Origin of the sequence: Pseudomonas syringae group sp. 247E2 (assembly GCF_032587795.1) — a bacterium.
Classification (GTDB): Bacteria; Pseudomonadota; Gammaproteobacteria; order Pseudomonadales; family Pseudomonadaceae; genus Aquipseudomonas; species Aquipseudomonas amygdali.
This window is the reverse complement of record NZ_JAWHPK010000008.1, coordinates 525,179-538,941: the sequence shown is the minus strand read 5'-3', so window position 1 is coordinate 538,941 and position 13,763 is coordinate 525,179. Positions and strand designations below refer to the sequence as shown.

At 60.5% G+C, this 13,763-nt stretch carries 12 protein-coding genes and 1 riboswitch; of the genes, 9 read left to right on the top strand and 3 right to left on the bottom strand.

The genetic code is table 11. The features are described from left to right. Positions 1-9 precede the first annotated feature (9 nt). Together RYC18_RS09650 and RYC18_RS09645 are read left to right on the top strand one after the other, a co-directional pair. Positions 10-774: an ABC transporter ATP-binding protein gene (locus RYC18_RS09650; protein WP_005745917.1), complete on the top strand. Its 765-nt coding sequence runs from the start codon at positions 10-12 to the stop codon at positions 772-774. Positions 775-909: 135 nt separating this feature from the next. Next, on the top strand, positions 910-1,632 hold the full coding sequence (locus tag RYC18_RS09645) for an oligogalacturonate-specific porin KdgM family protein (protein ID WP_005745916.1): 723 nt from the start codon (positions 910-912) through the stop codon (positions 1,630-1,632). Between the two features lie 104 nt (positions 1,633-1,736). On the opposite strand, the gene RYC18_RS09640 is transcribed toward RYC18_RS09645, so the two are convergent. After that, positions 1,737-2,471, bottom strand: a complete 735-nt coding sequence (locus tag RYC18_RS09640) for a FadR/GntR family transcriptional regulator (RefSeq protein ID WP_005755744.1) — start codon at positions 2,469-2,471, stop codon at positions 1,737-1,739. 108 nt (positions 2,472-2,579) lie between these two features. On the opposite strand from RYC18_RS09640, the gene RYC18_RS09635 reads away from it, so the two are divergent. The 5 genes from RYC18_RS09635 (at position 2,580) to RYC18_RS09615 (ending at position 8,578) form a co-directional block, all read left to right on the top strand. Beyond that, positions 2,580-3,296, top strand: coding sequence for a FadR/GntR family transcriptional regulator (locus tag RYC18_RS09635; protein ID WP_016981375.1), 717 nt, complete (start codon positions 2,580-2,582; stop codon positions 3,294-3,296). Between the two features lie 18 nt (positions 3,297-3,314). Continuing rightward, positions 3,315-3,515: riboswitch (cobalamin riboswitch) on the top strand. A gap of 129 nt (positions 3,516-3,644) precedes the next feature. Beyond that, positions 3,645-4,658 (top strand): ABC transporter substrate-binding protein, encoded by a 1,014-nt coding sequence (locus RYC18_RS09630; RefSeq protein WP_005731962.1) that lies wholly within the window; start codon positions 3,645-3,647, stop codon positions 4,656-4,658. Then, positions 4,655-5,677 (top strand): FecCD family ABC transporter permease, encoded by a 1,023-nt coding sequence (locus RYC18_RS09625; protein WP_016981376.1) that lies wholly within the window; start codon positions 4,655-4,657, stop codon positions 5,675-5,677. The genes RYC18_RS09630 and RYC18_RS09625 overlap by 4 nt, the downstream gene beginning before the upstream one ends. Beyond that, on the top strand, positions 5,674-6,465 hold the full coding sequence (locus RYC18_RS09620) for an ABC transporter ATP-binding protein (protein ID WP_004665632.1): 792 nt from the start codon (positions 5,674-5,676) through the stop codon (positions 6,463-6,465). The genes RYC18_RS09625 and RYC18_RS09620 overlap by 4 nt, the downstream gene beginning before the upstream one ends. 106 nt (positions 6,466-6,571) lie before the next feature. Beyond that, positions 6,572-8,578 carry a peptidase U32 family protein gene (locus RYC18_RS09615; protein ID WP_016981377.1) on the top strand — a complete coding sequence of 669 codons (2,007 nt, stop codon included), beginning with the start codon at positions 6,572-6,574 and terminating at the stop codon, positions 8,576-8,578. 57 nt (positions 8,579-8,635) lie between these two features. Here RYC18_RS09615 and RYC18_RS09610 read toward each other — a convergent pair whose 3' ends face one another. Beyond that, positions 8,636-9,130, bottom strand: a complete 495-nt coding sequence (locus RYC18_RS09610) for a GNAT family N-acetyltransferase (RefSeq protein ID WP_005780121.1) — start codon at positions 9,128-9,130, stop codon at positions 8,636-8,638. Positions 9,131-9,731: 601 nt separating this feature from the next. Between RYC18_RS09610 and nirB the strand changes: the two genes are divergently transcribed. Continuing rightward, positions 9,732-12,293 (top strand): nitrite reductase large subunit NirB, encoded by a 2,562-nt coding sequence (gene nirB, locus RYC18_RS09605; RefSeq protein ID WP_117139412.1) that lies wholly within the window; start codon positions 9,732-9,734, stop codon positions 12,291-12,293. Further along, on the top strand, positions 12,293-12,679 hold the full coding sequence (nirD, locus tag RYC18_RS09600; protein WP_002553915.1) for a nitrite reductase small subunit NirD: 387 nt from the start codon (positions 12,293-12,295) through the stop codon (positions 12,677-12,679). Before nirB ends, nirD begins: the two co-directional genes overlap by 1 nt. 68 nt (positions 12,680-12,747) lie before the next feature. Here nirD and RYC18_RS09595 read toward each other — a convergent pair whose 3' ends face one another. After that, a complete protein-coding gene (locus RYC18_RS09595) occupies positions 12,748-13,746 on the bottom strand; it encodes an alpha/beta fold hydrolase (RefSeq protein WP_016981444.1) in 999 nt (332 codons plus the stop codon). Positions 13,747-13,763 lie beyond the last annotated feature (17 nt).

Genomic DNA, 13,763 nt, shown 5'->3' with positions numbered 1-13,763 from the left:
AATGCTCCCATGGCAATGATCACAGTCGATTCACTGAACCTGAGCTTCGGCACTGGCCCAGCGCTGAATCAGGTGCTGCGTGACGTCAACCTGCAGGTCGAGCAAGGCCAGTCGTTCGGCCTGGTCGGCGAATCCGGCTCGGGCAAGACCACCGTGCTGCGCTGCCTGGCAGGACAATATCATCACTGGAGCGGCGCACTGAGCGTGGCCGGCCAGACCGTGCAGCGCAAGCTCGATGCCAGTCACTACCGCACCGTGCAGATGGTCTTTCAGGACCCCTATGCCTCGCTGCATCCGCGCCACACCATCGACGCAGCGCTCAAGGAGCCCTTGAGCATCCACCGGATCGGTGACCGCGACCGTCGCGTCTGTGAAGTGCTGAACAAGGTCGGTCTCAACGAGAGCTTTCGTTTCCGTTACCCGCATCAGCTGTCCGGCGGCCAGCGCCAGCGCGTCGCTATTGCAAGGGCGCTGATTCTCGAACCGCGCGTACTACTGCTCGACGAACCCACCTCGGCACTGGACGTTTCGGTGCAGGCCGAAATTCTCAACCTGCTGGCCGACTTGCGTCATCAGCAAGGCCTGACCTACCTCATGGTGACCCACGACCTCGGCGTAGTGGCGCACTTGTGTGACCGGGTTGCGGTCATGCAGCAAGGCCAGGTGGTGGAAACCCTCGATAGCAGCCAGTTGATCAACAACCAGGCTCGGCACGAGTATTCGCGACTGCTGATTCAGGCCAGCCGCGACATGGACCTGCGCCCGACGGGATGAGCCGCCGCCGGGCTCACGAGCGCTGAACCCGTAACCCTGCCGACACTGTGATCCCCGGCCCTCTCGGCCAAGGGATCCGGCTGCCTGCGATTTGCCTCAACACACCCAAAACAGCCATCAAACAAGAATAAAAAAATGAAAAAACCACTCGCACTGATCTCTCTGACTGCTCTGTTCCCCGGCGCCTGGGCGCATGCCGACAGCGCGTACATCAACTACCGTCACCAATATGCAGAAAGCACCCGTATGCATGCTGACCGAGTCAAATTCGGCAGCCGGCTGGACAGCGGCTGGGGCTTCGAAGGCGAGCTCAAATACAAGACCGCAGGCGACCGCCAGGACGTAGCGTTCGACAACACCGTCGGCAACGGCCACGAATTGACGGTCAGCTATCAATACCGGCTTGACGAAAAATGGCTGCTGACGCCTTCGTTTGCACTGGAAAGTATCGAGAAATCGACGGCCTATAAAATGGGCCTCAAGCTGGGCTACAAAGTAAACGATCAGTTGAGCGTATCAGGCCGTTACCGCTACGACTCGATCAAGCTGGACAGGGACAAGGTCAACCATGAAATGCCTGACAACCAGATGGATGATCAGTCGATCAATCGTTACGACGTCTGGGTCAACTACGCCAGCAAAGGCCCGTGGGCGTACGAGTATCAGTTCACCTACTTCGACGCCGACTACATTCGCTATGACAACGGCAAGACCGACTACGAACAGAATGCGGCCTTCAAATACAAATGGGACAAGCACTGGGTGCCGTTCTTTGAAGTCGGCGACATCAAGGTCGATTCCGAAGATGACAAGCGCCAGCTGAGATTGCGCGTAGGCGTGCAGTACAACTTCCTGTAGCGCGCGATAATCTCACCATCGTGCGACGCTCCGCATCGCATGCAGTTCTGGACGCTCTGCGTCCTCTTTGTCTGGCAGAAACTCCGCGTCCGGCCCTGAATCGCTCAGTCGCTGTACAGCGCCTGAGTGCGACGCAGGCGCATGCGGCTGCCGTTGAGGTGCAGGTACATCGCCGAGCGCGCTGCGTCGACGTTGCCTTCGGCGATGGCGTTGTAGATTTGCCGGTGTTCGGTGTTGATTCCGGCCAGGTAGGCGTTGCGATCGCTCTGCCCTGTGTAGGCCGAGTTCATCCGCGTGCGGGGAATCAGCTTGGTGCCCAGATGTTTCATGATGTCGATCAGGTAGGCATTGCCTGACGCCTTGGCGATCTTGAGGTGAAATTGAAAATCGGCATTGATGGTGGTTCCGGATTTCTGCGGGCCTTCAAGCAGCGCATCGAACGCCCGCTTGAGCTCAAGCAACGCTTCAGGGCTGCGTCGTTGCGCAGCCAGCCCTGCTGCCTCGACTTCCAGGCTCAAGCGAAACTCCAGCAGGTTCAGCACATCGGACAAGGTGGCGATGGTCGCAGGCCCTACCGAAAAACCTTCAGGCGGTGGCATGTCTAGAACAAAGGTGCCGACGCCATGCCGGGTTTCCACCAGCCCGGCGGCCTGCATCCGCGACAGCGCATCGCGCACCACCGTGCGGCTGACACCCTCGGCTTCCATGATGTGGATCTCGGAAGGCAGTTTCTCGCCGCGCACCAGCACACCGTCACGCATGCGCTGGGCGAAGCGGTCGACCAGGGTTTCTGCCAGGCGTCGATGGTTCTTTTGCGAGGAAAGCGCGTTGTCCGACATTGCAGCCTCAGTTCTGTCCGATACGCGAGTATAGGCTGCGATCCCCACACAAAACACGCCTTGAGTACGGTTATACTCAGCCACCCGACACGGACCCGATCACCCGCCATGGAACAACCTTCCACATCAAAAGGCCGTCGCTCCAGCCTGACTCAGCAACTGGTCGCCGAGTTTTCGCGCAGAATTCGCGAAGGCGAGATCCAGAGCGGTGAAAAGCTTCCTACCGAACAGGTGATCATCCGTGAAACCGGGGTCAGCCGCACCGTGGTTCGTGAAGCGATGTCGCGTCTGCAAGCCGAAGGTCTGGTCGAAACCCGGCATGGCATCGGCACCTTCGTGGTCGATGCCGCGCAGCCAGGAAATTTCCAGCAGGTTGAACCGCCAATCGGTACACCCGGCGACGCGGTATCCATCATCGAACTGCGCCTGAGCATCGAGCCGGAATCCGCCGCGCTCGCGGCTCAACGCCGCACGCCCGAACAACTGGATGCCATCCGTCAGGCACTCGATGAGCTGCATCGCTGTGCGCGCCTGGGGCACGACACCATGAAGGCCGACTTCGAGTTTCACCGGCAGATATCACTGTGCACCGCCAATAGCTTCTTTACCGACGTGATGAGCCAGCTCGGCAGCAGCATCCTGCCTCGCACCCGCAGCGGCTTCGGCAATATCACGTCGTTGCACGCAGAGGACGACCCAGTCATCCAGCAACGCGAACAGGAGACCATCTTCGACGCCATTGTCCATCAGGATCGGGATGCCGCCCGAGCCGCGATGCGTCTGCATCTGATCAACAGTCTGCTGCGCCTGCGCGCAAAGGATTAGCCACTAAAACGCTTATCGTTTACCATGCCGCCCGTCGGTTTCCGAGAGGAACTAACAGGGAATTCGCACGCTTTGTCTGCACAAGGCCAAAACGAAACTGCCCCCGCAACTGTAGGCATCGAGCCTGCTCCATGACTGCCACTGGATTCAGCTCCGGGAAGGCCGGAGCCTGGCGATGACATGCCAGTCAGGAGACCTGCCGACCTGCTTCAATCCACTAACCGGCGGGGTGTCCGGGAAGGACATCCGCACGCGGCAGCATTTCCCGTCGTGCCCGGTCATTTGCCGGGGATGTGTTTCCTGATGTGCATTGCGCCTTGGCACCTGCTCCAACGGAGACCGCATTTCATGTCGCTGCCCCGCCTTGCCGTACTTGCCGCCAGCCTGACGCTGTCCACCCTGACCCTCGCCGCGCCTACTCAGTATCCGCTGACCCTCGAAAACTGTGGTTCGACCCTGACGTTCGCACATGCGCCGACCAAGGCAGTGACCATTGGCCAGGCCGGTACTGAAATGCTCTACGAACTAGGCCTGGGCGACCGGCTGGTGGGCACTTCGCTGTGGTTCAACAACGTTTTGCCACGCTTCAAGGCGCAGAACGATAAGGTAGAACGTCTGGCCGACAACGACCCAAGCTTTGAAGCGGTGATTGGCAAACGTCCGGAACTGGTGGCAGTGCAGCTGGAGTGGATGGTCGGCAAACAGGGCGTGGTCGGCACACGCGAGCAGTTCCATGACCTGAAAATACCCACTTACATTCTGCCGTCCGATTGCGAAGGCAAAGATAATCTGGTCGGTGCCGATGGCACACGCCTAGAGCCGTTCCGCATCGAAACCATCTACAAGAGCATCGAGCAACTGGCGCAGATTTTCGACGTACAGGACCGCGGTGACACGCTGGTCGCCGACCTCAAGGCCCGCCTGAGCGCCGCGATTGCCAACGTCAAACAGAACAAGGCGAACGACGTCTCGGCGCTGTTCTGGTTTTCCAGTTCCGATCTCGCCAGCGACCCGTTCGTGGCAGGCCGCAAAGGCATCCCGGACTTCATGCTCAACAGCCTGGGCATGCGCAATATCGTCAAGTCCGACGAGGAATGGCCGACAGTGGGCTGGGAGACCATTGCCAAGGCCAATCCAAGCATTCTGGTGATTGCACGCATGGATCGCCGCCGCTTCCCGGCCGACGACTACCTGAAAAAGATCGAATTCCTCAAGAGCGACCCGGTGACGCGCAACATGGACGCAGTCAAGCATGACCGGATCGTGATCATCGACGCCGAAGGCATGCAGGCTGGCCTGCGCCTGTTTACCGGGTTCGAGGAACTGGCTGACGCCGCCAACCGTTTCAACGCTGCACAATGAGATTACAGGTAGCGCTGGGCCATGTGCTCTGGGTCTCGGCAGTACTGGTGCTGGCGATCATGGTCGGTGCGGCGATTGGCGAAACCTCGATCAGCCTGAAGGTGGTTTTTCAGGTGCTGGCCAACAAACTCTGGGCTGCCGGCTATGTGCTCGACCCTATCGACGAAGGCATCGTCTGGAACTACCGGCTGACCCGCGCGATTGTCGCGGCAGCCTGCGGGGCCGGGCTGGCGATCTGTGGCGTAGTGTTGCAATCCTTGTTGCGCAACCCGCTGGCAGACCCATATCTGCTGGGAATTTCCGCCGGGGCCTCGACCGGCGCGGTGCTGGTCGCCATTCTGGGCTTCGGCGCGGGGGCTATTTCGATGTCGGCAGGCGCTTTTGCCGGGGCCGTGGCGGCGTTTTCGCTGGTCGCCCTGCTGGCGCACTCGTCGCGAGGCACCACAGCGGCCGGGCAGATCATTCTGGCCGGAATCGCCGGCTCACAGCTGTTCAATGCCCTGACGTCGTTTCTGATCACCAAATCCGCCAGCTCCGAACAGGCACGCGGCATCATGTTCTGGCTGCTGGGCAACCTCAGCGGCGTACGCTGGCACTCGGTCTGGCTGGCAGTGCCGACGGTGCTGGTCGGTCTGCTGGTGTGCCTCTGGCACCGGCGAGCGCTGGACGCGTTCACCTTCGGCAGCGACTCGGCGGCGTCACTGGGGATTGCCGTGCGGCGCGTGCAGATCATCCTGATCGCGACCGCAGCCCTGGTCACCGCAGTGATGGTATCGATCGTCGGCTCCATCGGTTTTGTCGGGCTGGTGATCCCGCACGCGGTGCGTATGCTGGTCGGTGTGCGCCACGCACGGCTGGTGCCGTTGAGCGCATTGAGCGGCGCGCTGTTTCTGATCGCTGCCGACATCCTCTCGCGCACGCTGATCAAGGGCCAGGCGCTGCCGATTGGCGTCATTACCGCACTGATCGGCGCACCGGTCTTCGCTTTGATTCTTATCCGGGGCAATAGCACGCGATGAACGCCTTTCCTCATCTGGTCAACGCACCGGTGCTGGGCTGCTCAGGGCTGGGTTATTCGGTGCGTGGCACTGCGTTGCTGCGCGACGTCGACTTGAGCATCGCAGCCGGCGAGACACTGGCCGTGGTCGGCCCTAACGGTTCGGGAAAATCCACCCTGCTGAAACTATTGGCCGGAATTCAGAAACCGGTCTGCGGCACGGTCAGACTGGGCGGGCAACCACTTGAGGCAATGAGCCGCAGAGACGTGGCGCGCTTGCTGGCGGTGGTCGAACAACAAGCGGAAACCAGCGATGCCGTGACGGTTCTGGATGCCGTCGAGCTAGGCCGCACGCCCTGGCTGTCGGCACTCGAGCCGTGGAGTGCGAACGATGACGCAATCGTTCGCCAGGCGTTGCAGGATGTGGACATGCTGCACATGCAGAAACGTGCCTGGCACACCTTGTCCGGTGGCGAGCGGCAGCGCGTGCACATCGCCAGGGCGCTGGCGCAACGACCCAGGATCCTTCTGCTGGACGAACCGACCAATCACCTGGATATCCAGCACCAACTGACCATTCTCGGTCTGGTCAGGGCTTTGCCGGTAACCACTGTGATAGCCCTGCACGATCTGAATCAGGCGCTGGATTGCGACCGCGTGGCGGTCATGGAGAAAGGCCGGCTGGTCGCACTGGGGGCGCCGGTCGAGGTGCTGACCCCGGAACGCCTGCTGAGCACCTTCGGCGTCGTGGCGCACTGGCTGACCGACCCTTTCGACGGCGCGAAAATCCTGCGTTTGCGCTCTCACTGAAGACGCGCCGATGGTCAGCCGGTCGCCTGACGCACGCTTCAACAGGTGCGTCGCGCGGCCTGTAGCACTACAATGCGCGCTTTGCCCGCCGCAGGATCCCGTTGCCATGTCGTTACCCAAGCACCACCTGGAGTTGCTCAGCCCTGCACGGGACGTAACCATCGCCCGTGAAGCCATCCTGCATGGTGCCGATGCGGTGTACATCGGCGGGCCGAGCTTTGGTGCGCGACACAACGCCTGCAACGAGGTCAGCGACATTGCCGAGCTGGTCAAATTCGCTCATCGCTATCACGCGCGGATCTTCACCACGATCAACACCATCCTGCATGACGACGAACTGGAACCAGCCCGCAAGCTGATTCACCAGCTCTACGACGCAGGCGTGGACGCATTGATCGTGCAGGACCTCGGGGTGATGGAGCTGGACATTCCGCCCATCGAGCTGCATGCCAGCACCCAGACCGACATCCGCACCCTGGGCCGGGCGAAGTTCCTCGATCAGGCCGGTTTCTCGCAACTGGTGCTGGCCCGCGAGCTGAACCTGCAGGAAATTCGTGACATCGCCCGTGAAACCGATGCCGCTATCGAGTTTTTCATTCATGGCGCGCTGTGCGTGGCGTTCTCCGGGCAGTGCAATATTTCCCACGCGCAAAACGGCCGCAGTGCCAACCGCGGCGACTGCTCGCAGGCTTGCCGCCTGCCCTACACGCTCAAGGATGATCAGGGCCGCGTCGTTGCCTTCGAAAAGCATCTGTTGTCGATGAAAGACAACAACCAGAGCGCCAACCTGCGCGATCTGGTGGACGCAGGCGTGCGCTCGTTCAAAATCGAAGGTCGCTACAAGGACGCAGGCTACGTCAAAAATATCACCGCCTATTACCGCCAGCGTCTGGACGAGATTCTCGAAGACCGTCCGGACCTGGCACGCGCTTCCAGCGGCCGTACCGCGCACTTCTTCGTGCCCGACCCGGAGAAGACCTTTCACCGCGGCAGCACCGATTATTTCGTCAGTGACCGCAAGATCGACATCGGTGCGTTCGATACGCCGACGTTTACCGGTCTGGCAGTCGGCACCGTCGAAAAACTCGGCAAGCGTGATCTGATCGCCGTGACCCATGAGCCGCTGTCCAACGGTGACGGTCTCAACGTGCAGATCAAGCGTGAAGTGGTGGGCTTCCGTGCCAATATCGCCGAGCTCAAAGGCGAGTTCGAAGAAGATGGCCAGAAGCGCTGGCGCTACCGTGTAGAACCCAACGAGATGCCTGCGGCGCTTTCCCGTGTGCGTCCCAACCATCCATTGAATCGCAACCTGGACCACAACTGGCAGCAAGCGCTGCTCAAGACCTCGGCCGAGCGCCGCATCGGCATTCAGTGGCAGGTTACCCTTCGTGAAGACCATCTGCGCCTGGAAGCCATCAGTGAAGAAGGTGTGAGCGTCGCGGTAAACCTTGACGGCCCGTTCGGCGCAGCCAACAAGCCCGAGCAGGCGCTGGATCAACTGCGTGACCTGCTCACTCAGCTGGGCACCACGATCTACCATGCTCAGGATGTCAGGCTCGACGCGCCACAGGCGTTCTTCGTGCCCAACTCGCAGCTCAAGACCCTGCGTCGCGATGCCATCGAGGCGCTGACCGAAGCGCGCATCGAGGCGCATCCACGCGGTGGCCGCAAGGCTGAGACTACCCCGCCGCCGGTGTACCCGGAGTCGCATTTGTCCTTTCTGGCCAACGTCTACAACCAGAAGGCCCGCGATTTCTACCATCGCCACGGCGTGCAACTGATCGACGCGGCCTACGAGGCCCACGAAGAAACCGGTGAAGTGCCAGTGATGATCACCAAACACTGCCTGCGTTTCTCGTTCAACCTGTGCCCGAAACAGGCCAAAGGTGTGACGGGCGTGCGCACCAAGGTCGCGCCCATGCAACTGGTGCAGGGTGATGAAGTGCTGACCCTGAAATTCGATTGCAAACCTTGCGAAATGCACGTGATCGGCAAAATGAAAGGTCACATTCTCGACCTGCCGCTACCCGGCAGCGCTGCGGCTAAATCAGTGGTCGGCCACATTACCCCGGAAGACCTGCTCAAGACTGCGCGTCAGCGTTCTACGCGCTGATCGGTACAAGGGGGTTGGCGCCCTGCCAGCCCCCTTTCGTCTTCTGACAAAGCCCTCTTAAAGAACGCGCTCCATGTGGGTCGTGTTCCACACCGGATCGCTCTCCACATCGGTCACGGCAAAGCCCTGTTTCTCCCAGAAACGGATCGCGCCGGGCAGAAACGGATGAGTATGCAGGTACAAAACCTCTATGCCACCTGCCTCGGCATGGGCCCAGAGCGCCTGACATAAACGGCTGGCCAGACCGTCGCCGCGAAACTCCGGCGTGACGAACAGGCGCACGATCTCAACGGTTCTGCGCCCGCGATAATCGAGCTGCGGGAAACGATGATCGAACGGCAAGTAGCCCACAGCCGCGATGATCTGCCCTTCACTGCGGGCGATCAGAAACTTGCCGTCCTCCCCGTCCAGATACACCTGCTCGAAACCGGCCAGATCGGGCGGAACGGTGACGGTGTCGAGCAAGGGAAAGATCCCGGCACGTGCACGCATGACGAAATCGACGGTGTGCGGGATCTCGGAGGGGTGTACCTCAGTAATAGTGATGTTCATGAGCACGGACTTATTGGGGGAATTGCAGGGTGATACAAATGTTACGCCAGAGATGGGCCTTTGGACGCACGGCTTAACTATAGAGCAGGCGGCGCGGCGCAGAATTGTGACGCGGAGCGTCACGACAGGCATTCCCACGCGGAGCGTGAGGAACGATATGTGCCTGGAGCGACTGGGGCGCCCGGAGGTAAAAACGCCGATTATCGTGAGCGGGCAATGCGGCGCACAGCTTTACAGCGCAAACCCTTCGATGCGCACCAATGCAAGGCAGGAAAAATCATGCGCCGGACGCCCTTGTAAACGCTGCGCAACCTTGCGGGCATTGCCAATTCGGGCTTGGAGCACTGCCAACGCAAGCTGGCACAACCTCTGCATAATCCTCAACAACCCCATCATGAATGTGGTCGGGCCGCCCCGGTTGATCGACGTTGATCGCCAGTCTCGAAGAGACCAGAGGGCCACATGGGTGCATCCGGCAACGTGGCTTGATGGCATCCCCGAACACCCAATAAGAGAACAGGCAAAGGCGCCTGGAACCGAAAGGTTCCGGGCGCTTTTTTTTTGCTTCAAAAAACCTGATTGGCCTCGGCCGGGACTTGCTATGAACACCACAGTCTTCCCCATGAACGATGTAAAAACCCTGATCGTCGTCGGTAATGGCATGGTCGGGCACCATTGCGTCGAGCAGTTGATCGCAGGCGGCGCACTGGAGCGTTATCGCATCCATGTATTTGGCGAAGAAGCACAGCGTGCCTACGACCGCGTGCATTTGTCCGAATACTTTACCGGCCGCGATGCCGAGTCGCTGGCCATGAGTGAAATGTCTGTCTACGAACAACCTGGCCTGACGCTGCACCTGGGCGTACCGGTGCTGGAGATTGATCGTGATCGTCATGAAATCATCACTGCCGAAGGCTGCTTCAGCTACGACAAGCTGATCCTGGCCACCGGGTCCTTCCCGTTCGTACCGCCGATCGAGGGCGCACAGGGCAACTCGCGGCTGGTCTATCGCACGCTTGAGGACCTGGACACCATTCGCTACGCCGCCTCGAAAGCTCGCCGTGGCGTGGTAGTCGGCGGTGGTCTGCTCGGGCTTGAAGCGGCCAACGCACTGAAGTCGCTTGGCCTGGAAGCTCATGTTGTCGAGTTCGCCCCGCGCTTGATGCCGGTGCAACTGGACGAGCACGGCGGGGCTGCCTTGAAAGCGCGTATCGAAGCGCTGGGCGTTGGCGTACACCTGTCGCGCGCCACGCAATCGATCAGCGACGGCAAGCAATACCGCTATCGCATGAACTTCGCCAATGACGAATTTCTGGAAACCGATCTGATCGTGTTCTCTGCCGGTATCCGCCCGCAGGACGCGCTGGCTCGCCAGTGTGAACTGGAACTCGGCCCGCGTGGTGGTATTGCAATCGACGAGCACTGTCGTACCAGTGACGCCGATATCTATGCAATCGGCGAGTGCGCGGCCTGGAACGGCAGTGTATTCGGCCTGGTGGCACCCGGTTATCAGATGGCCCGTGGCGTAGCTGCACAGTTGTGCGAAAAGGACACTGAGCCGTTCTTCGGTGCCGACATGTCCACCAAGCTCAAGCTGCTGGGCGTGGATGTCGGCTCCATTGGTGACGCGCACGGTGCGCTGGCCGGGGCTGTCAGTTATCGTTTCATTGACGAAGCCACCGCCAGCTATCGCCGGCTGGTGGTGTCGGCAGATGGCAAGCAAGTGCTCGGCGCGGTGCTGGTCGGCGACAACAGTTACTACGACACCCTGCTGCAATACGCCCAGAACGGCATCCCGCTGCCCGCCGATCCATCGAGCCTGATTCTGCCGCGTGGCGAAGGCGCGCCGACGCTGGGTGCCGATGCCCTGCCCGCCACCGCGACCATCTGTTCCTGCCATAACGTCAGCAAGGGCTCTATCTGTTCGGCAATCGACAATGGCTGCACCGACCTCGCCGGAGTCAAGGCCTGCACCAAGGCAGCCACCGGTTGTGGTGGCTGCACTGCGCTGCTCAAGCAGGTGTTCGAGCATGAGTTGATGGCGCGCGGTGTGGCGGTCGACAAAAGCCTCTGCGAGCACTTCGCCTACACCCGCCAGGAGTTGTACTCGATGGTCCGCGTCGAAGGTATCGAGACCTTTGACGAACTGCTGACTCGCCATGGCAAAGGCGCGCATGGCTGCGACATCTGCAAGCCTGCGGTCGGCTCGATTCTCGCTTCGTGCTGGAACCGCCCCATCACCGAACCTTCGCTGGTGCCACTGCAGGACACCAACGACACCTTCATGGCCAACATGCAGAAAAACGGCACCTACTCGGTCGTACCGCGTATTCCGGGCGGCGAAATCACCCCCGACGGGCTGATCGCGATTGGTGCCGTGGCCAAGAAGTACGACTTGTACACCAAGATCACCGGCGGCCAGCGCATCGACCTGTTCGGCGCGCAACTGCATGAACTGCCGGACATCTGGAGCGAGTTGATTGAGGCGGGGTTCGAGACCGGGCATGCCTACGGCAAATCGACCCGGACGGTTAAGTCCTGCGTCGGCAGTACCTGGTGCCGCTATGGCGTGCAGGACAGCGTCGCCATGGCACTGCGCATTGAGGACCGTTACAAGGGGCTACGCTCGCCGCACAAACTCAAGTTCGCCGTATCCGGCTGCACCCGCGAGTGCGCCGAAGCGCAGAGCAAGGATGTGGGTGTAATTGCCACCGAGAACGGCTGGAACCTGTACCTGTGCGGCAACGGCGGCATGCGTCCACGCCACGCCGAGCTGTTCGCCACCGACCTGGATGACGAAACCCTGATTCGTTACATCGACCGTTTTCTGATGCTCTACATCCGCACTGCCGACAAGCTGCAACGTACCTCGGTCTGGAGGGAATCGCTGGAAGGCGGCCTCGACTATCTCAAGGCGGTCATCATCGACGACAGCCTGGGCCTGGCCGCAGAGCTGGAGTCGCAGATGCAGCTGGTGGTCGACCGCTATGAATGCGAATGGGCCAATGCCCTCAAGGACCCGGAGAAACTCAAGCGCTTCCGCACCTTCGTCAACGACGGACGTGGCGACCCGGACGTGCATTTCGTCAAGGAGCGCGCCCAGCGTCGTCCGGCAAAACCCGAAGAGCTGGCCCTTATCCCGCTGTTCAAGGAGGTGGTGTAATGAATTCGTCCAACACCGTATTGGCGGGCGAAAACGCCCATTCTGCACTGCAACTGCACTGGCATGCCCTGTGCGGACGCAAGGATCTGGTCGCCAACTCCGGCGTGGTAGCGTGGCTGGACGGCGCGCAGGTAGCGCTGTTCTACCTGCCTGAAACCCCTGAGGGCGAACAGCTCTTTGCCATCGACAACCGCGACCCCAAGTCCGGCGCCAATGTGATCGGTCGCGGACTGATTGGCCATATCGCTGGCGAGCTGGTGATTGCCTCGCCGTTGTACAAGCAGCATTTTCGCCTGCACGACGGTAGTTGCATCGAGTACCCGGAGCAACGCCTGGAGGTCTGGCCGGTACGGCTTAACGGAGATCAGGTAGAGATTGCCGTCTAGCTGATAACAATAGGGCCAGACAACCTGGTCGCTGGCCGACCAGGCTGTTGCGTGGGATGAATGACCGACTATTGCAGCTCGGACACCAGCGCTTTATTGAAGCCCTGCGGATCTTCCATCTGCGGGGCATGCCCCTTGCCCTTGAACTCCACCAGTCTGGCGCCAGGGATCATCTGCGCCACCTGCTTGCCCAGTACCTTGTAATTGCCGATCTTCGCCTTGACCTGGGGCGGCGCGATGTCGCTGCCGATGGCGGTGGTATCGGCATCGCCGATCATCAACACAGTCGGCACCTGCAGCCTGGGAAACTCGTAGAACACTGGCTGGGTAAAAATCATGTCGTAGATCAGCGCCGAGTTCCAGGCAACCATCTTATGGCCCGGCCCCTTGTTCAGGCCCGCCAGCATGTCGACCCATTTGTCGTATTCAGGCTTCCAGCGCCCGTCGTAGTAGGTCTTCTGCTCGTAGGCGCGAATGCCTTCGGCGGTGGTCTTCAGTTCGCGCTCATACCACTGATCGACGCTGCGGTAAGGCACGCCAAGGGCCTTCCAGTCTTCCAGACCGATCGGGTTGACCATCACCAGTTTCTCGGTCTGTTTCGGGTACATCAGCGCGTAACGCGTGGCCAGCATGCCGCCGGTGGAATGGCCGACGACCGACGCCTTGTCGATACCCAGCTTTTCGAGCAACGCGTGGGTGTTCATCGACAACTGCTGGAAGCTGTATTGATAGTACGCAGGTTTGGTCGAGGTGCAAAAACCGATCTGGTCAGGCGCAACAACGCGATAGCCCGCAGCACTCAGCCCCTCGATAGTGTCTTCCCAGGTCGCGGCGCAGAAATTCTTGCCATGCATCAGCACCGCGGTGCGGCCATTGGCCTTGCCGGTGGGTGCGACATCCATGTAACCCATTTCCAGCGTCTGGCCCTGGGACTGAAAACTGAATTTGTGCAGCGCGTGGGGGTAAGTGAAACCTTCCAGTTGCTGGCCGTAACCGGGCGTTTCAGCCAGTGCAGCGCCTGACAGCGTCAACGACATCAACATGCCGGCAATCTTTGCAGCCCGCATAAGGGGCACCTCCTGTA